Annotated in this window: 18 protein-coding genes and 1 pseudogene; 7 read left to right on the top strand and 12 right to left on the bottom strand. The window is 32.7% G+C overall.

Features of this window, described 5'->3' with window-relative positions; all coding sequences use genetic code 11:
• The first annotated feature begins 85 nt into the window (after positions 1-85).
• The 4 genes from HMPREF2647_RS01395 to HMPREF2647_RS01380 all read left to right on the top strand — a co-directional run bounded on the left by HMPREF2647_RS01395 (position 86) and on the right by HMPREF2647_RS01380 (position 4,240).
• Entirely contained in the window at positions 86-967 is an 882-nt protein-coding gene (locus HMPREF2647_RS01395) for an N-acetylneuraminate lyase (RefSeq protein WP_049418090.1), read from the top strand.
• 46 nt (positions 968-1,013) lie between these two features.
• Positions 1,014-2,546: a sodium:solute symporter family protein gene (locus HMPREF2647_RS01390; RefSeq protein WP_002454702.1), complete on the top strand. Its 1,533-nt coding sequence runs from the start codon at positions 1,014-1,016 to the stop codon at positions 2,544-2,546.
• A gap of 107 nt (positions 2,547-2,653) precedes the next feature.
• Positions 2,654-3,481, top strand: coding sequence for a CPBP family intramembrane glutamic endopeptidase (locus HMPREF2647_RS01385; protein WP_069723683.1), 828 nt, complete (start codon positions 2,654-2,656; stop codon positions 3,479-3,481).
• Positions 3,482-3,553: 72 nt separating this feature from the next.
• Entirely contained in the window at positions 3,554-4,240 is a 687-nt protein-coding gene (locus HMPREF2647_RS01380; RefSeq protein WP_049434703.1) for an NDxxF motif lipoprotein, read from the top strand.
• 104 nt (positions 4,241-4,344) lie between these two features.
• Here HMPREF2647_RS01380 and HMPREF2647_RS01375 read toward each other — a convergent pair whose 3' ends face one another.
• From HMPREF2647_RS01375 to HMPREF2647_RS01330, 9 genes are all read right to left on the bottom strand, one after another.
• Positions 4,345-5,148 carry a CPBP family intramembrane glutamic endopeptidase gene (locus HMPREF2647_RS01375; RefSeq protein ID WP_002449357.1) on the bottom strand — a complete coding sequence of 268 codons (804 nt, stop codon included), beginning with the start codon at positions 5,146-5,148 and terminating at the stop codon, positions 4,345-4,347.
• A 154-nt stretch (positions 5,149-5,302) separates the two neighbouring features.
• A complete protein-coding gene (locus HMPREF2647_RS01370; protein ID WP_002449241.1) occupies positions 5,303-5,929 on the bottom strand; it encodes an ATP-binding cassette domain-containing protein in 627 nt (208 codons plus the stop codon).
• Positions 5,916-6,689 (bottom strand): ATP-binding cassette domain-containing protein, encoded by a 774-nt coding sequence (locus tag HMPREF2647_RS01365; RefSeq protein WP_017175528.1) that lies wholly within the window; start codon positions 6,687-6,689, stop codon positions 5,916-5,918. The genes HMPREF2647_RS01370 and HMPREF2647_RS01365 overlap by 14 nt, the downstream gene beginning before the upstream one ends.
• Complete coding sequence (locus tag HMPREF2647_RS01360) at positions 6,656-7,423, bottom strand: ABC transporter permease (RefSeq protein WP_002449346.1); 768 nt, start codon at positions 7,421-7,423, stop codon at positions 6,656-6,658. The genes HMPREF2647_RS01365 and HMPREF2647_RS01360 overlap by 34 nt, the downstream gene beginning before the upstream one ends.
• On the bottom strand, positions 7,413-8,372 hold the full coding sequence (locus HMPREF2647_RS01355; protein WP_002449445.1) for an ABC transporter permease: 960 nt from the start codon (positions 8,370-8,372) through the stop codon (positions 7,413-7,415). The genes HMPREF2647_RS01360 and HMPREF2647_RS01355 overlap by 11 nt, the downstream gene beginning before the upstream one ends.
• Positions 8,365-9,927 carry a nickel ABC transporter substrate-binding protein gene (locus HMPREF2647_RS01350; RefSeq protein WP_070859433.1) on the bottom strand — a complete coding sequence of 521 codons (1,563 nt, stop codon included), beginning with the start codon at positions 9,925-9,927 and terminating at the stop codon, positions 8,365-8,367. The genes HMPREF2647_RS01355 and HMPREF2647_RS01350 overlap by 8 nt, the downstream gene beginning before the upstream one ends.
• 160 nt (positions 9,928-10,087) lie before the next feature.
• A complete protein-coding gene (gene pcp / locus HMPREF2647_RS01340) occupies positions 10,088-10,726 on the bottom strand; it encodes a pyroglutamyl-peptidase I (protein WP_070859429.1) in 639 nt (212 codons plus the stop codon).
• Between the two features lie 23 nt (positions 10,727-10,749).
• Positions 10,750-11,676 carry a DUF979 domain-containing protein gene (locus HMPREF2647_RS01335; protein WP_070859427.1) on the bottom strand — a complete coding sequence of 309 codons (927 nt, stop codon included), beginning with the start codon at positions 11,674-11,676 and terminating at the stop codon, positions 10,750-10,752.
• Positions 11,676-12,374, bottom strand: coding sequence for a DUF969 domain-containing protein (locus HMPREF2647_RS01330; protein WP_070859425.1), 699 nt, complete (start codon positions 12,372-12,374; stop codon positions 11,676-11,678). The genes HMPREF2647_RS01335 and HMPREF2647_RS01330 overlap by 1 nt, the downstream gene beginning before the upstream one ends.
• Before the next feature lie 285 nt (positions 12,375-12,659).
• Here HMPREF2647_RS01330 and HMPREF2647_RS01325 point away from each other — a divergent pair, with 285 nt between their 5' ends.
• Together HMPREF2647_RS01325 and HMPREF2647_RS01320 are read left to right on the top strand one after the other, a co-directional pair.
• Positions 12,660-12,896 (top strand): HTH domain-containing protein, encoded by a 237-nt coding sequence (locus tag HMPREF2647_RS01325; protein WP_256326476.1) that lies wholly within the window; start codon positions 12,660-12,662, stop codon positions 12,894-12,896.
• A pseudogene (locus HMPREF2647_RS01320) lies at positions 12,881-13,558 on the top strand (PTS transporter subunit IIC); the annotation flags it as partial. The gene HMPREF2647_RS01325 and the pseudogene HMPREF2647_RS01320, both read left to right, overlap by 16 nt.
• 54 nt (positions 13,559-13,612) lie before the next feature.
• Here HMPREF2647_RS01320 and HMPREF2647_RS01315 read toward each other — a convergent pair.
• From HMPREF2647_RS01315 to HMPREF2647_RS01305, 3 genes are all read right to left on the bottom strand, one after another.
• Positions 13,613-14,590 carry a choloylglycine hydrolase family protein gene (locus HMPREF2647_RS01315; protein WP_070859421.1) on the bottom strand — a complete coding sequence of 326 codons (978 nt, stop codon included), beginning with the start codon at positions 14,588-14,590 and terminating at the stop codon, positions 13,613-13,615.
• 19 nt (positions 14,591-14,609) lie between these two features.
• A complete protein-coding gene (locus HMPREF2647_RS01310; RefSeq protein ID WP_070859419.1) occupies positions 14,610-15,800 on the bottom strand; it encodes an MFS transporter in 1,191 nt (396 codons plus the stop codon).
• A 102-nt stretch (positions 15,801-15,902) separates the two neighbouring features.
• Positions 15,903-16,865, bottom strand: a complete 963-nt coding sequence (locus HMPREF2647_RS01305) for an oxygen-dependent tRNA uridine(34) hydroxylase TrhO (protein WP_070859417.1) — start codon at positions 16,863-16,865, stop codon at positions 15,903-15,905.
• 259 nt (positions 16,866-17,124) lie between these two features.
• Here HMPREF2647_RS01305 and HMPREF2647_RS01300 point away from each other — a divergent pair, with 259 nt between their 5' ends.
• Entirely contained in the window at positions 17,125-18,105 is a 981-nt protein-coding gene (locus tag HMPREF2647_RS01300; protein WP_049418084.1) for an SMP-30/gluconolactonase/LRE family protein, read from the top strand.
• Positions 18,106-18,252: the final 147 nt, after the last annotated feature.

The following is an 18,252-nucleotide window of genomic DNA, read 5'->3' as shown; positions in this document are numbered from 1 at the left end:
CAATTCGAAATATAAATAGAATATATTGCTGTTGAATTAATAATAAAATTATAAAAAATTCAGATCATATATTGGAGGATTTCGAATGGAAGAACAATTAAAAGGATTATATGCAGCATTACTTGTCCCATTTGATGAAAATGGTCAAGTTAAAGAAGAAGGATTAAAACAAATCGCAAAGAATGCAATAGAAGTTGAACAATTAGACGGTTTATATGTAAATGGAAGTTCTGGAGAAAATTTCTTAATTAGTAAAGAACAAAAGAAACAAATCTTTAAAGTTGTAAAAGAAGCGGTTGGAAATGATGTGAAATTAATTGCTCAAGTAGGTTCACTAGATTTAAATGAGGCCATCGAGCTTGGAAAGTATGCCACAAATTTAGGATATGATGCATTATCAGCAGTAACACCATTCTATTATCCGTTTTCTTTTGAAGAGATTAAGCAATATTACTTCGATATTATTGAAGCAACGCAAAATAAAATGATAATTTATGCCATTCCGGATTTGACTGGTGTAAATATTAGTATCAACCAATTTGAAGAATTGTTTAATAATGAAAAAATTGTAGGAGTAAAATATACTGCGCCAAATTTCTTCTTACTTGAAAGAATTAGAAAAGCATTTCCAGATAAGTTGATTTTGTCTGGATTTGATGAAATGTTAGTTCAAGCAGTTATTTCTGGAGTAGATGGTGCAATTGGTTCTACATATAATGTGAATGGCCGTCGTGCACGTCAAATTTATGATTTAGCTCGTGAAGGTAAAGTTGAAGAAGCTTATAAAATTCAACATGATACTAATAATATTATTGAAACAGTTTTAAGCATGGGTATTTACCCTACTTTAAAAGAAGTATTAAAAACACGAGGCATCGATGGTGGAGTACCTAAACGTCCATTTTCACCATTTAATGAAGCAAATCGTAAAGAATTAAATCAATTAATTGAAACTTATAACTTGTAATTACGACACAATTTAAACGACAGAATATAAACAAGGGGTGTTCCTTATGCAACATATAGGATTTGGGTTATGGAATTGGATAGCAGTTATCGTCTATCTTGTGGCAATGTTATTAGTAGGTGCCTATTTTACTAAACGTGCAAGCCAAGATACTGATAGTTTCTTTAAAGCAAGCGGACGTTTACCATCGTGGGCAATTGGTTTTTCTATTTATGCGACTACATTAAGTGCAATTACGTTTATGTCTACACCTGAAAAAGCTTTTTTAACTGATTGGGCCTATATAGCAGGAAATATTGCAATTGTAGCAATCATTCCAATATTAATTGCTTTTTATGTTCCATTCTTTAAAAAATTACATGTAACTTCAGCTTATGAGTATTTAGAAGCACGATTTGGACCAAGTATACGTTTAATTGGATCATTATTATTTATTATTTTTCACTTAGGACGTATTGCAATCGTTATTTATTTACCAACTTTAGCAATAACTGCTGTATCTGATATTAATCCATACATTGTAGCAAGTTTAGTAGGTATTTTATGTATTTTATATACATTTTTAGGTGGATTCGAAGGAGTCGTTTGGAGTGATTTTATCCAAGGTGTCATTTTACTTGGTGGAGCATTGCTTATCATTATCATCGGTGCTTTTGAAATAAAAGGTGGATTTGGCACAATTGTACATGATGCTATTGCGAATAAAAAAATTCTTAGCGCAGATAATTGGAAACTTAACTCAGCAGCAGCGGCGATCCCAATTATTTTCCTGGGAAATATTTTTAATAATTTACATCAATATACAGCGAGCCAAGATGTAGTACAACGTTATCAAGCATCAGAATCTATGGAAGAAACCAAAAAATCATTATGGACAAATGGTGTCTTAGCACTAATTTCAGCGCCTATTTTCTATGGCATGGGTACGATGATGTATTCATTTTATCAGCATCAAGAAACATTGCCTAAAGGTTTTAATACATCATCAATTGTTCCATATTTTATTTTGACTGAAATGCCCCCATTTATTGGTGGATTACTTATTGCAGCAATATTCGCTGCAGCACAATCAACAATTTCATCAAGTTTAAATTCAATTTCAGCATGTACTTCTGAAGATATTAAACATCGCTTCTTTGGAAAAAAGGATGATAAATCAGAAGTGAAATTTGCTCGATTAATTATTGTGATAGCAGGTTTATTAAGCTATGGTATTTCGATGTATTTAATTGCAGCAGATTCTAATAATTTATGGGATTTATTCTTACTTATTACTGGATTATTTGGTGTGCCGTTAGCTGGAATATTTGCAGTTGGGATATTCACAAGACGTGCAAATACATTTGGTGTCATTGTCGGACTATTTGCAGGAGTAATTATCGCTTATTTACTTCATGGAATAGGTGGAGGAAACTCACCATTTTACGTATCAATTATTTCATTTTTAGTTGCTTTTATTTTAGGTTATATCGTAAGCTTGCTTGTACCATCTAAAAATGTAAAAGATATTACTGGTTTAACGATTTACGACAAAAATAAAGCTTCTACATATATATCTAAAATAGCAAAAAGAAATTGATTTTTAATATTAAGAGAGTAGGAAAATGAATTCATTGTCAATTCAATCTTACTCTTTTTTCTATGCTATGATAAATTTATATACATCACTTATATTGGAGAATAACAATGAAAATAATAAAAATTATTGGTATGTTTCTTTTAGCGATAATCATTATGGGAATTTCTCAAATAATCTCGCTATTATTTGATATAATTATACCATTTTATGGAATCGGAACGATTTTATCGAGTATCACTTATATTTTACTTACATTTCTCGTCGTAAGATGGATAATTACTCATGTATTTAAAGAAACTCTATCTTCATATCGAATGACAAAACCTGTATTTCATCCGATTTATTTGATTTTAGGGATTGCATTACCGTGCGTAATATATGCGATTTATTTTATTTTTATACCGGGAGATTTTAAGGTACATCATTTTAATTCAATCAGTAAGACGATACACGACTTGAGTTACATTATTTTTATGCAAGCTGCAGCTGGTGCTATTGTCGAGGAAATGGTGTGTCGAGGTCTTTTAATGGGCTATATTGAAAAGAAAACAAACATTCGAATAGCAATCATCGTTACTTCACTGTTCTTTGGCGTCATTCATTTATTGAATGGTGCTCTAAATGTGACAAGTTTCTTTTTATTGTTAGTTAGTGGCACTTTAGTTGGTATGATGTTTGGTATAGCAACGTATCGATTTAACACCATTTGGGCGAGTATCACCTTGCATTTCTTTTGGAATGTCTTTCAAGTTGTTTATATCACTACAAAAGAAACTGACTATAACGTCTTTCAATATGTTTTACGTTTTAAAAATATGGTGCTTACAGGAGGACAGTTTGGTTTTGAAACATCTATCGTCTCTACGATAGGCTATATCATTGTGATTATTGTTCTGTTAATGTGCTGTACGCCATATAAAGGTAGCAACTTATAACACATTCAAAAGTAGTTGTAATTGTTTTATACTTAAAGTAAAGATAAATAAACGTAGTTAAGGAGAAAAGTTATGAAAAAGATAGTGGTAGTAACGCTTATTCTCATATTATCTATTGGCTTAGTGGGATGTCATCGATTGTCTAAAGAGGATAGTGACCCTTCGGACAAAGCGGATACACAAGAAGAACATTCAACAGAAGAAAATAAGAATTCTGATGATCAAGATATCAGTCTAGAACCAGATACAAAGATACCGGATCATGTTTTTGAAAAAACATCAGTACGACATACACAGATTTCTGAAAAAACGATTAAAAAAGATATTAAAACGTATATTAACATTGATAAAAAAATCAATGATACGATGAATACATATAAAATGAAATTATATTCCAATCAAAAGTTATCTAACACAGAAGCGAACAAATTAAAAAAGCTTGTTCAATTAGAGAATGAGAATGATACAAATTTTGCACAATACATTCAAAATAATCAGATGCCAAATAATGATTATGTGATCTATACTGATAAAATAAGTCGTTATATTTCAACAGCCAATCGCATAGAGCAAAAAAGTTTAGAAATCTCATTAAAATCGGATGATGATACATCTATTTTTAATGATATTGAGCAAGTGAATAAAGATCAAGACATTGTAAATGATCAAGAAAAACAAGATATTGCCAATTTCTTGGAAGATAAAAATATTAAAACTGAAACATTTAATGAGGATTCAAATCATATTGATATAGATTGATCGAATGAATTAAAAAAGGAGTGGACCGACGAATTCAAAATGAATTCCGTTCCACTCCTTTTTTGGCGAAATAGTTGTCGACTTCATTTAACAGGTATCCTTTTTTAGCTAAACATTGCGATAAAGTAACTCACAATAATCACAATACCCGTTACACCATTATGAATCATATGAACCATCATACTATCTCTAACGTTATGACGACGATGATAAGCGAGATAGAACACCATCCCCATTATGATATACATTAAGACCGCAACCCAATTTGAAATACCATGTTGGGAAGCAAAAATAAGTGAGGATAAAATAAATGGTAACCAGAAACTGCTACGTTTAAATAGCGTTTCTTTAAAGATACCTCGATAAATTAATTCTTCTAAATAGGGCGCTACAAACGTAAGGGTGAGTGCAAATACTATGACAGGAAACGCTTGTCCAAGTTGATCGGGAGAAGGTTTCGCGCCTTGAAAGTTACCCAGTAATGCCTTATCATTTTCTGTCTGTGCTTGACCTGTTATTGCCATCATTAGAAAACTCATTCCAATGACAATAACGCGAAGTAATAGTGCCCATCCGATATTAATCATAATATCTTTGCGTTTAAACGGTTTAATTGGCTCATATGTATGCCGTTGATAATAACGTCTAACCAGCCAAATAACGACAGCGGCTAACAGCATAAATAATAATGTTGCTAATGTTCCACTTGTAACATCCATTTTTGCAGAAAAATTAGTAATAAATAAAATAAGAACAATAGGAATCTGAGCAAGTAACATCCATCCTATAAAAATAAGAACATTTAAGAAGCGATTCCCTTTAGGATAATGTTCATCTTTTTTATGATAATGAGAGTCAAGATTTGAATCTGAATGCATACGTGTTTCTGTAATACCTTGTTGAGTCATGGTTGTATCACCTCTAATGTTTTTATTTGAACTACGTATACTGCAACTTGAACATAACATACTCTGATTTCAACCTACAACTTACTTTATAAAATATTTGAACTATTTATGAAAAGAGTGAGACAAAACTCGTTGTCCCACTCTTTATTTTGAATTAACCAATATTTAAATGTTTACCAGGTAAAGCTTTCAATAAATATGAATCATGTGTAATGATAATTAACTGTAAATGTTGAAATTCTCTTAACATTTGTAAGATGATATCTTCGTTCACCATATCTAAATTTGTTGTTGCTTCATCTAAAATCAAGACATCTGGTTCTACAAGCAAAGCTTTTGCTATCCATAGCCTTTGGAATTGGCCACCACTTAAAGTACTCACTTTTTTACCAAGTAATTGTGATTCTAACTTACATTGCGACATGACTTCTTTTATTCTGTCCTCATGTATAGCTTTAGGATAATGAAAATGAATTAAAGGTTGTTTTAATATCCAATGAACTGTTTTATTTGGATCAAGTGTACTCGAATGATATTGAGGCACATATTGGATATGTTTCATCCATTTGTGTTGTGAAATATGGCCAAGTTCTAAATCGTTATATATGAGTGTACCTTGATAATTTGAATCTAATCCTGCAATAATTTGAGCCAAAGTAGACTTTCCGCTTCCACTTACGCCACTTATCAATAAATGATCGTGTGTCTCTAATGTATAATTAAAATTTTTAAATATCTGTTTATTAGAAAAAGCTTTATTTAACTGTTTAATCTGTAACATATTGATATCTCCTATTAGCTAGTTCAATCAATTGCTTCGTGTAAGCATGCTGAGGATCACGTAAAATATCAGAAGCACGCCCTGTTTCTACAATGTTTCCGTTTAGCATGACACTGATATGTGTTGCATAGTTTAAGACTAAGTTTAAATCATGAGTTACAAATAGCACTGTCATATCATGTTCTGTCACTACATGATGCAGTAGAGCCATTAAACTATGACGATTGTGTTGATCTAGCGCACTAGTCGGTTCATCTGCAATTAAAAACTGTGCTTCTCTTACAATAGCCATGACAAGTGCAACTCGTTGTGCCATACCACCACTCAATTCAAAAGGATACTGATAATAAATGGATTCAGGTTGGTCCAATCCGAGATGTTTAAATTGACGTAATACAAATGCTTTTTGTTGATCACGTGTTAATGAAGATGACATAGAGTCAAACAATGCATCAAAGTGTCGCTTGATACGAACATTTTGGAAAAAATTACGATTCGCATCTTGGAACATTGCATCTGTTTGCGTTAAATCGAGATGAATCTCACCACGATAGGTTAAATCATCTTCTTTCATATTCAGTACAGTACGTGTAAGTAAAGATTTACCACTCCCACTTTCTCCAATTAAACAATGAAAGCTTCCTTTTTCAATCTTTAAATGTATCTGTTTAAGTAATGGTTCATGTTTGTGATAAACAGATACATCATTGATATAAAGGACTGTATCTAATGTAGGTGACGACGATTGAGTATTTGACATATGAGTGCGAACCCTCCTAATAAGACACCTGGAAAGATAAATAACCAGGGCGCAGAATAGAAATAACTTTTACCGTCATGTAAAATGGCGCCTAATTCAGGAATAGGGGGTTTTACTCCTAAACCAATAAAGGCGAGACCGGAAATACTTAACATTAACTTACCAAAATCTGCAGTAACAAGTGCCATAATGTCACTGATGAGATGTGGCACAATGTGATGTATTGTAACTTGGAACTTCGACATCCCACTAAGTGGCGCAAATTTAACGAACGGTTGTGTCATCGTGTCACGTGCTAAATTTCTGAAATACCGCAAATAGCGACCGAGCCAGCCGATGATGAGTGCAAGACATAATCCTACTACAGAATTATTAATAAAACCAAGGACGACAAGCGCGATAATGATAGCTGGTAAAGCGATTAACATATCTGCAAGTGCCATAATGATAGAATCTAACCATTTACCTACTATAGCTGAAATAAGACCAATGATCAGTCCAAGCACGATTGTCCCTATCATAATGAATGCAGTAAGACCAAGTGTAATCAAGCTACCTACAAATAGTCGTGTTAGAAAATCTCTACCCAAATCATCCGTACCAAGTAAATGATGTAAACTTGGGGGACGTAATGCTTGAGATTGATGAATTTGATTTGCTTTATCATATAGGGCATAAGCGAGTACAGCTAAAATGATTATTGCAATAGGCCATATGAAATGTTTAATCTTCATACGTTACTCGCCCTCCTAACGTTTTCGACATATTCAAACGAGGGTCACTTTTTTCTAGTAAAATATCACCCAGGAAATTCAATATCATAATGATTGTAATCATCATCATTAGAATACCTAGAATGAGTGGATAATCCCGAAGATTAATACTAATAATAAGCAATTTTCCTAACCCTGAAATACTAAAAATGACTTCTAAAATAATGACTCGACTGAATAAACGAATAAAATTATTAATTGTAATCGTAAGTAATGGCGCTAAGATGTCTTTAACTTGTACGTAAATACGATCTTTTAATTTAAACTGACGTAATGAGGCAAGTTGGTATGCTTCATTACGAAGTGTACGTTCAAATAGATGACTGCTGAGTAAAACCATATGACTCCCTTCAACTAAGACTAAAATAGCGATAGGTAGAATAAAGTATTCAAAGCTATAACTTCCAACAAATGGTAGAAGATGCCATTTCACACCGAAATAGTAAATAAAAATAATGGCTAACCAATATTCTGGTAGTGATGTCACCACTTGAGACGCACGTAATATGAATATAGACCACTTTTTCTTAGGATAATTCCCACAGAGATAGCCAATAATATAGCCAAGTGGAAATAAGATGATGGCTGAGATAAAAATAAGTTTCAAGGTAGGAGCAACGGCTTTAGCAATACGGTCAGTGACAGGCTCGCCGTTACTAAAGCTCGTGCCTAAATCGCCTGTAAATGCATGGCCTAACCATTGTAAATAACGAATAGGCAATGCTTGGCTTAATCCAAGTTTATCTTGAGCCATCTTAATTCGTTCATCTGTGATTTGTGCCACACCATGTTCATGTAGATATTGAATCGCTGGATTTCCAGTTGTATGTTCAAGTAGCACAAATAAGATAAACGAAATAATAATGAAATATAATATAAGTTTAAGTAAATGTTTAATCATACTAATCATGATGAGATACCTTCAATTTATCGTAATTAATGGGTGCATCCGTTTGTCCTGAGAATTCGAATTGCTTAATTTTAGGACTTGTAACAAACACTTCGTTTGGATAAGCAATTGGCACTTCAAGATACTGTTGATTGATGCGATGTGAGATGTGATTAAATGCACGTTGTTGATCATCCTTATTGGTAATGGTTGAGAAGCGGTTAAGCATTGTTGTTAGCTGAACATCGTTTGCGAACATACCGGGCTTATCTCCGTCTTGCTTAAAGCGTGCATTTAAAAAGTTATATGGCATGAGCGCATTCGTATAAGAACGATAGAAAATAAGATCATAATCTTTTCGGATAGTGAGTGTTTCATAATACGTTTGGGCATCTAAAACGTTAATATCCAAATGAATACCTACGTTTTTCAAATCTTGTTGCATAATTTCTGCTTTTGTTTTCCATTCAGGAAATTCATCAGTTTGTAGCGCTAATTTTAAAGAAAGGTCTCGTCCATTTTTTTCAAAGTAGCCCCGATCATTTTTTTTATAGCCTAATTGTTCTAATAAGCGTGTCGCTTGAGTAGGATTATATGAATGGGTGTGTTGATTTGTATCATTCACGAATTCTACGCCGTCTTGGAATAATCCTTTAAGCTGCTTATTTGATGATAAATGATCAGTATTAATCGCTTTACTAATTGCTTCACGTATTGTTTTATTTTTTAGGAACATGACTTCTGGATTAAAGGCCATGAACTGTGTTTCTGTACTTGGATATTGTTTTACCTTTAAATCTTGATTACGGTATGATTCCTTGATTTGTTGAGGAGTCAAATGTCCTAGTGAACCCCCTGTAATATCAATAGAATGACTTTCCATTGCAAGATGTCTCGAATCGCTATCTTCAATTGTTTGAAAAATTAAATCGTAATCCAGTGGATGATGGTTGCGATAATATGGATTTGGTTTAAAAGACACAGTCTCATTTGTTGAATTTGCTACTTTGAATGGACCTGTACCAATCGCTTTTTCAAATTGACCTGTCGTTTTACCATCTTTGACGGCATTTGGACTCATGATACGAAGGGGGCGGACTTGTGATAACTCATTTAATACCTGATTAGATGGTGTTTTTAAATGAATGTCTACGGTATAGTTATCTTTAAGAGTGACCGATTTCAGTTTATCCAAGGTTTCCATAGGATTCGTTTTATCGGTTGCTTTCGCACGTTCAATTGAAAATTTGACTGCTTTTGCGTTAAAAGTTGACCCATCATTAAATTTAATGTTGTGTTTTAAATGGAATGTATAATCTTTTCCATTATTAGATACTTCCCAAGATTTAGCTAAACCAGGCTCAATCTTTCCATTTTCTCCATATGTAACAAGAGGTTGATATATTGCACTGTAGACAGGCATCGGAACATCAAACGCTTGTGCATCTAACTGGGTCGGGTTAAATTCTCGTGCAAGAGATACTTTCACTTCTTTGTGTTGATGTTGATCATGTGTACATCCAGTTAATAGTAGGGAGGCACACATTGCGAATGACAAAAGCAGATGCTTTTTCAAATTTAAAACCTCTTTCAATTTATATTCGTCACTTATTAATGATACATGGAAACATTTATTTTGAAAATAAAAATGTCTACAAAATTATATGTTTTGTAGACAAAAAGAATCGTTTTAATTATAGAATTTGTATCTTACATATCACTAATTATCTTATTTTCTAATGTGTTTCTCCTAAAGCTACCTTAACATCAGGGTGGTCTGAAATCGCATTGATTGCTGCTGTAAGTCCTTTTGTAATCGTATCTAAAGACAGCGAAGGTGTATTAGGTTTATCTATGACTTGTTCTGGAATAAAGGGCACATGGATAAAGCCAAATCGTAAGTTAGGATAATACTTATCTGCAAGGTAGCCTAATTGATAAAGCACATGATTGCAGACAAATGTGCCTGCGGTATTCGATAAACTTGCTGGAACACCCGCTTTTTTAATTGCTTCGGTCATTGCCTTAACAGGAAGATTTGAAAAGTAAGCTGGCGCTCCATCTGGATGAATGGCAACATCAATGGGTTGATGTCCTTTATTATCTGCAATACGTGCATCATCAATATTAATGCCTACACGTTCAGGTGTAATATTGAAACGTCCCCCTGCTTGTCCAATCGATAATACCACGTCGTAATGATGATGTTCTAATTCATGTTGAATCACATCTTTTGATTTGTGAAATACAGTTGGGATTTCTAATGTTGTAATGGTATGTGCCCCAATAGTAGGGTCCAGTTGTCTAACCGCTTCTAATGCCGGATTTACCTTTTCTCCGCCAAACGGATCAAATGCAGTTACTAAAATATTCATAAGAAAACCTCTCCTTTAATTTTTTAAAATGCCCAAAAATACATTAATATGATATGAACTACAATTAATATTAAAGCAATAGGAGCTTGAGCTTTTATAACACCAAATTCTTGTTTCATTTCTAAAAGGGCTACTGGTAATGTATTAAAATTAGCAGCCATAGGTGTTAATAAAGTACCACAAAATCCACCAGTCATTGCTAGAGCACCTGCAATAATTGGATCACCACCTTGAGAAATCACAAATGGTAAACCAATACTAGCCGTTATAACAGTAAAAGCAGCGAATGCATTACCCATTAACATAGTAAACAACACCATTCCTAAGATATATGCTGTTACACCTAAAAGATGATTACCTTCAGGTAAAAAAGATGAAATTCCTTTAGAAATGACCTCTCCAACACCACTTACTGTAAATAATACTCCTAGAGCAGCCAAAAATTGTGGTAAGATTCCTGTCGTTCCTACTTGTTGAGTCAGCCTATCACTATCATATAAAGCAAAAGATAATTTTGGTTTAATAATTAATACTGCAGTAACTAATCCAATTATTGATGAAATTCCTAGTCCTATGGCACCACCTAAAGGGGTCCAATTTGAAACAACCACAGCAACTACTGCTAATACTACAGCAGGAATAAATAATTTATTACCATATTTATGAGATCCATCTTCTACTTCTTTATCGGTTACATCAATAATATTTTTAATTGTAACTTGTTTAAAGAGCGTTAAAATACCCATCATAAGAACTAAAATACCATTGATTGCATTTGGGATATAAGGACCAACTATAAATAAGATTCCTAAAATAGTCCAAAACGCAGCAGTTCCTACACTTTTCATTTTATCTTTTGAATTTAAAGCACGATAAGCTGTATAAAAAAATTGTAACCCAATTAGTATGTAAAATATTTCTAAAATGTGGTTTAAAGTAGATTGAGACATTATTTATTCACTCCTTTATTACCATATTTTTTATTAAAGTAACGATCTAATAATATATTTTTAATCCATACTAAAATTAGAGTAATAATAGCGATAGGAATTGATGCAAGTACTAAATTAATTGCATTAACTTTTATGTGAAGAGACTGAAAAGTACCGACCATTAGTAAAATGCCTGCAGCTCCAACGAATAAATTTTGGCCAAAGAAGTTACCATAATTTTCCATTGCAGAGGCTTCAGCTTTTAATTTTTCAATATCTTTTTCATCAATGTCTTTTTCAGAGAGATTGTAACGTGTTCGAAGTGTGCCTTGGACCATTGGATTGATTAATGGCCTGACAAATTGGGGATGTCCACCTATACGTATTGAAGCGACACCAGCTATTTCTCGAATAATTAAATAGAGAGTAAGCAAACGTCCAGTTGTAATTTTTTTAACATTACTAATTAACTTTGAAGATTGTTGTTTTAAACCAAATCTTTCTATTAAACCTACCATTGGCAAAGTTAACATAAAGAGAGTTACGAGTCTTTGATCTACAAATGCTTTTCCTAAAGTAGAAAGCACTTCAGTTATATCCATTCCTGAAACTAAGCCAGTCACTACTGCAGCAAGTAAAATTATTGCTATAGTATCGAATTTAAGAAGAAAACCTACAATAATGATTAAAATTCCAATTAACTTAAACCATTCCATTAAATCACTCCTTATTTATTAATTAGTATGAAATATAATTTGATATTATATTTTTATACCAGTTAGTAGTTTTAATTTTCTTAATATTAGCATAATTTTATTTTATATTAAAGAGTACATAAAAGATAAATAATATTAAATATAGAGATGTAATAAATTAAAATAAGAAAATTTAGATGTGAATTTTTTCGGATTTAAATATGAAAGAAATTACATATCTAAATCTATAAGAAATCGCTTACAATTATAATAGGAGGATTAATAAAATTGCTAAGTAACAGACAAGTGAGAATTTTAGAGCTTTTAATTAATCAAGAAGATTATCTAACTATTTCAAGTATCGCTAAAAAATTTGGAATTACACAAAGAACTATACAATATGATTTTGAATTTATTGAAAGTATACAGAATAAATTTAATTTTAAGTTAATTAGAAATAAAGCTTTAGGAGTTAAAATTCAGATTGAAGATAAACGGTTATTTCAAGAATTAAAGAATTATACTTCTCAATATATACATTGACTTTACTTTATTTAATAGCTTCTTTATTTGCTGGTATAGGTTATGTAGATAGTAAAATTAGTAGCGGGCAAAATTTTATAGTATTTTCATTAATACAAGGGGTAACGTTTGCAGCCGGTGTGTTTATTATCTTAACAGGTGTTCGTTTGATATTAGCTGAAATTGTGCCAGCATTTAAAGGTATCTCTGAAAAATTAATTCCTAACTCTAAACCTGCATTAGATTGTCCTATAGTATTTCCGTACGCTCAAAATGCTGTATTAATTGGATTTTTCGTCAGTTTTATCACAGGGGTAATTGGAATGATTATTTTATTTTTAACTGGAGGAATTGTAATACTACCAGGAGTAGTTGCTCATTTCTTCTTAGGTGCTGCTTCAGCTGTATTTGGTAATGCTCGTGGAGGTATTAAAGGAGCAATAGCTGGTTCTGCGTTAAATGGTATTTTAATTACATTTTTACCATTATTGTTTATTCCTTTCTTAGGAGATTTAGGATTAGCGACAACTACCTTCTCAGATACAGACTTTTTAGCTGTGGGTATTGTTTTAGGTTATATTGTAAAATTCGGCGGTATTGTAGGTGCAATCTTATTTATAGTCATAATAGGCATATTAGCAATATTGTTAAAAAGAAAAACAAAAAATGAAGTGTCAGAATAAATAAATAAAAAAACATCCTCGTGCAACATTTTCACGAGGATGTTTTTTAAATTGTTATCCATTCACCTTTTCAGTATACAATCCTTTATCCTTTCTCGAAAAGACTACCAAATCGTCACTATGTATTAAGTCATCGGTGAGTTGTAATTCTGTAATAGTATTCGAGTCATAATATTTAATATAGAGTGTTTTTGTCGTTAAATTAAAGACAGTTTGATATAACGTATAATAAAATCCATTGTCTGAAGGACGAACAGCGCCTTTTGGTACACTCACATGGTCTAAAATTCTAAATGCATCTAAGATAGGATGGTCATCGCTATCTGGTAATAAGTGATGAACAAGATAAGCTGCGCGAACAAAGCGTTCGCCAGATGTATAACCTCCAGGTAAACCGAATGTGCCATTCATATTCCCTAAGTTCAATTGTTTTGAAAATGTATTGTCAATGTTATATGGTGTCACATGCATATAGTGTTTCAAATTTTCATAATGCCAATTTAAATCTGGGTTATTTGTGAGTACGCCAATTGGATTATCAATCACGACGATGCGACCATCATTAAATGTCACTTCCACAGTGCGCCCTGTCGCATCAGATAAATGATAATGTAATGGAGGAACTTCGTTAATATCACTATATGAATAGGCTACAACGTTAACTTGTTTCGCATTTTCAATAAGTTCTTCAATAGTTCTGTTATAGCCGAGCGCCCACACAAGGACTTCTGTTTGCGAAATATTGATATAGCCTTCACGAATGTCTGTCGCATATGACGCATATCCACGATCGTATTGATTTGACATGGCAAGTCCATGTTCATTGACGCCATCTCCAAAAACAAATCCCTCCATATCAGAACCAGCACCTGCAAAGGCATACAACGTTTCCCCTTCATAGTCGACATGCGATTTAAAGGAGTATCCTCGAGGTTGAACTGCAGGAAAGCCGTTCAAAGGATAATCGTAATCCATCGTTCTTCCAAAAATAACATCTCCATTGCTGGCTTGAAATGTAATGCCTGTACACATATCGTCGTCTCCTCGTAAATTAATTTTTAATTGCTGTTTTAAAATATAAACCTAAAACAAATGTTAACACATAAGCAACGCTACTAATTACATATGCCCACATCACTCCTTGATTATCTACAACAAGAGAAATACCTAAAGTACCAAGTGAGAAAAATACACTGTTTAATAAATTATTCAGTATATAGGTGGATGTTAGGGCTTCTTTTGGTACTTCACGTTGTACAACTGAGTTTAAAGAAATATAGCGTGAATCTTCGAAAATTCCCATTAATAATGAAATTAGTAAAGCAAGTAACACAGATTGATGTAGGATAAAGCTGGCATTAATAAAAGCTAATATGAGCGGAATATAAATAATAATAGGGTAACTTATTTTTGTGAAAAATTGATCTTTATCATTCATCCATAACCCAGCAATAATTGTCCCACTAAAGAAGGCAGCATTGATGAGTCCAAACCAAAAATCATCGACATGTAAAAATGTTCTCGTATATGTAAGAATAATTGCAGCAACCCAAATGGACGTTGCGACAGATTCGAAAATTATAGATAGATTTAGATATAAACTCAGTTTATTGAAATAGTTATGACGTAATACAGTTTTAAAGCTATTTAATATATTTTCTTTTTCATTATTATAAATATGCCGTTCTGAAAGTTGAATAATAAAGAAGTAGGATAGGATTTCTAGTACAAGCGCAAATAAAAATAAATATTTAGCGCCAATCAGACTCATCAGAAATCCACCTAATGCCCATGTCGACAATTGAACCATACTACTCATCATATTCATTAAAGCGTTCGCCGACGTTATGTATTCTTTCTTTTCAATAAAAGGAATCATCGCGTTCTTAATTGGATTGGTAAATCCATCAAATAGAGCATTTATAAATAGTAGAATAAAAATAAATATTGGAGATTCCTCGAATATAAGTAGACTTGCGATGATGGATAGACTCACAAGTTTAAGCCCTTGGAAAATCCATAATACTTGTTTTTGAGTAAAATACTGATAAATATAATTTGAAATAAAGCTACTAACAAAGAGACCGGAAGTAAAAATAATTGGAATCATAGAAGCGGCAGTCGTTTTTGAGGTCATACTATATACTATCGAAATTAAGCCGACAACGGTTAACACGTCTCCAGTATTTGCGAATAGCTGACTATAAAAAAGATGGAAGTAATCTTTACTGTGCTTCTTCATAACAATCACCTTAGGTAAGTTTCAATTTAAGTTATTATAGCACAGTAATTATGTAAAAGTACCCTTTAAAAGTAGGTTGATACTTATAAAGGGTACATGTCATTATGCGTGAATATGTTCAGGAACATCTTTAAAGTTTTCTAAACGACGATTCCATTCCTCATCACTAATATGGTGTTTTGCAACGTAGCGATTACGTTCATGTTTGGCACAGTCATATGAACATGCGCCAAGATATTTTGCTTCATTTTTTTCGGATACTAAAATTTGTTTATTACATTCTGGATTTGCACAGTTAATATAACGTTCGCATGGAGTGCCATCAAAGTGTTCTTTACCAATCACTGTTTTATCTACATGGTTCACATCGACACTAATACGTTCATCGAAGACGTACATTTTGCCATCCCAGTACTCACCTTTTGTTTCTGGGTCTTTACCATACGTAGCAATACCGCCATGTAATTGTCCTACATTTTCAAAGCCTTCTTTTACAAGCCAGCCTGAGAATTTTTCACAACGGATGCCACCCGTACAATACGTCACAATGTTTTTACCATCTAATTTTTCTTTATTTTCACGAATCCAATCTGGTAAATCTCTGAAGCGTGTAATATCTGGGCGAATGGCGCCGCGGAAATGACCTAAGTCAAATTCATAATCATTACGTGCATCTAAAATAACAGTATCGTCATCTTCTAATGCAGCTTTAAACTCACTAGGTGAGTAATATTTACCAGTTGTCACACATGGATCTACATCATCTTCTAAACCTAAAGCAACAATTTCTTTTCTAGGACGTACGTGCATTTTTTTGAATGCATGCCCCTCAGCTTCATCAATTTTGAAAGTCATATCTTTAAAACGTTCATCTGCATGCATATGTTCAATATATTGATCTGTATCTTCTTTTGTACCAGATAATGTACCGTTGATACCTTCTGTAGATACTAAGATTCTACCTTTTAAGTTATGCTCTTTACAAAATGCTAAATGTTCGGTAGCAAATGTGTCAGGGTCATCAATTGTTGTATATTTGTAATACAATAACACTCTATAATCCATTTTCTGATTCTCCTCTAAAAGTTAATTTATCTGTATGTTAAACGTATCTAAATTGTTATTTATATAAAAATCGACATTATAATATTTTAACAAAATTATAACTTCTTTCAATATTTGCGCTCATAAATCAGTCAATTGACCTATACAAGGAGAATCATTTTACTTATTGAAATCGATTACATATAGTAAGCTTAAGTTTAGAATGTTTCAAGCGTATAATAAACTATGTAAATGAATGACATAAGGAGGCTTATTTAATATGTTGGATAATAAATTACCTAAATTAACGTATAGTGGTAAATCTAAAAGTGTGGTTCCTATTGTTTCTGAAAGTGAATTACAAACAGTTACAGCTGAACCATGGTTAAAAATTTCAGATGAAGGACTTCAACTTGAAGGACTTATTTTTGATAGAGCACATAACTTATTTTTATGTGAAGTATTTGGTGGAAAGATTTTTAAAGTTAATCTGCCAAGTAAAGATATTTCTGTAGCGTTTCAATCAGAAAAACAAAATCCAGCCGCAGTAAAAATTCATAAAGATGGACGACTGTTTACATGTTACTTAGGTGACTTTGAATCTACAGGTGGTATTTTCGCAACAGATGAACATGGAGAACACTTTGAAGACATTATTTCAGACATCAATACAGATTATTGTATTGATGATATGGTATTTGATAGTAAAGGTGGTTTTTATTTCACCGACTTTAGAGGGTATTCAACGAATCCTAAAGGTGGCGTCTACTACGTTTCTCCTGATTTTAAAACGGTGACACCCGTGATACAAAATATTTCTGTTGCTAATGGTATCGCACTTAGTACCGATGAAAAAGTACTGTGGATAACTGAAACAACGACGAATCGACTTCACCGTATTCAATTAGAAGATGATGGTGTGACTATTGCACCGTTTGGAGCAACCATACCGTATTATTTCACTGGTCATGAAGGACCTGATTCTGTTTGTATTGATAGTGATGACAACTTATATGTTGCAATGTATGGACAGGGTCGTGTTCTGGTCTTTAATAAGAGAGGGTATCCTATTGGTCAAATCTTGATGCCAGGTCGTGATGAAGGGAAAATGTTGCGTTCTACACATCCACAATTTATTCCAGGTACAAATCAATTGTTAATATGTACCAATGATATTGAGAATAATTCAGAAGGTGGATCAATGATTTATACAGTTGAGGGATTCGCTAAAGGACATGAAAGCTATCAATTTCAATCGTAAATAGCTATAAATTACAATTAAAAACATCCTTACTTATCGTAGTGAGGGTGTTTTTGAATTGTATTATTGTGGATAGGATTTTAATTAAAAAAAAGATAAGTATCATGTGAAACATAAATAGATATCGATTATACTAAAGAAAAGAAT

This window comes from Staphylococcus sp. HMSC035D11 (assembly GCF_001836075.1).
In the GTDB taxonomy this organism is placed as follows: Bacteria; Bacillota; Bacilli; order Staphylococcales; family Staphylococcaceae; genus Staphylococcus; species Staphylococcus hominis.
Note: the sequence above shows the minus strand (reverse complement) of the source record. Positions and strands in the feature narration are given on the sequence as shown.

Coding starts and splice junctions, on each gene's coding strand:
- HMPREF2647_RS01335 (WP_070859427.1), bottom strand. CDS start 11,676: ATGTCTCAATCTACTTTAAACCACATTTTAGAAATATTTTACATACTA.
- HMPREF2647_RS01330 (WP_070859425.1), bottom strand. CDS start 12,374: ATGGAATGGTTTAAGTTAATTGGAATTTTAATCATTATTGTAGGTTTT.
- HMPREF2647_RS01310 (WP_070859419.1), bottom strand. CDS start 15,800: ATGAAGAAGCACAGTAAAGATTACTTCCATCTTTTTTATAGTCAGCTA.
- HMPREF2647_RS01395 (WP_049418090.1), top strand. CDS start 86: ATGGAAGAACAATTAAAAGGATTATATGCAGCATTACTTGTCCCATTT.
- HMPREF2647_RS01355 (WP_002449445.1), bottom strand. CDS start 8,372: ATGATTAGTATGATTAAACATTTACTTAAACTTATATTATATTTCATT.
- HMPREF2647_RS01360 (WP_002449346.1), bottom strand. CDS start 7,423: ATGAAGATTAAACATTTCATATGGCCTATTGCAATAATCATTTTAGCT.
- HMPREF2647_RS01390 (WP_002454702.1), top strand. CDS start 1,014: ATGCAACATATAGGATTTGGGTTATGGAATTGGATAGCAGTTATCGTC.
- HMPREF2647_RS01305 (WP_070859417.1), bottom strand. CDS start 16,865: ATGGATTATAGAGTGTTATTGTATTACAAATATACAACAATTGATGAC.
- HMPREF2647_RS01370 (WP_002449241.1), bottom strand. CDS start 5,929: ATGTTACAGATTAAACAGTTAAATAAAGCTTTTTCTAATAAACAGATA.
- HMPREF2647_RS01300 (WP_049418084.1), top strand. CDS start 17,125: ATGTTGGATAATAAATTACCTAAATTAACGTATAGTGGTAAATCTAAA.
- HMPREF2647_RS01380 (WP_049434703.1), top strand. CDS start 3,554: ATGAAAAAGATAGTGGTAGTAACGCTTATTCTCATATTATCTATTGGC.
- HMPREF2647_RS01315 (WP_070859421.1), bottom strand. CDS start 14,590: ATGTGTACAGGCATTACATTTCAAGCCAGCAATGGAGATGTTATTTTT.
- HMPREF2647_RS01375 (WP_002449357.1), bottom strand. CDS start 5,148: ATGACTCAACAAGGTATTACAGAAACACGTATGCATTCAGATTCAAAT.
- HMPREF2647_RS01365 (WP_017175528.1), bottom strand. CDS start 6,689: ATGTCAAATACTCAATCGTCGTCACCTACATTAGATACAGTCCTTTAT.
- pcp (WP_070859429.1), bottom strand. CDS start 10,726: ATGAATATTTTAGTAACTGCATTTGATCCGTTTGGCGGAGAAAAGGTA.
- HMPREF2647_RS01385 (WP_069723683.1), top strand. CDS start 2,654: ATGAAAATAATAAAAATTATTGGTATGTTTCTTTTAGCGATAATCATT.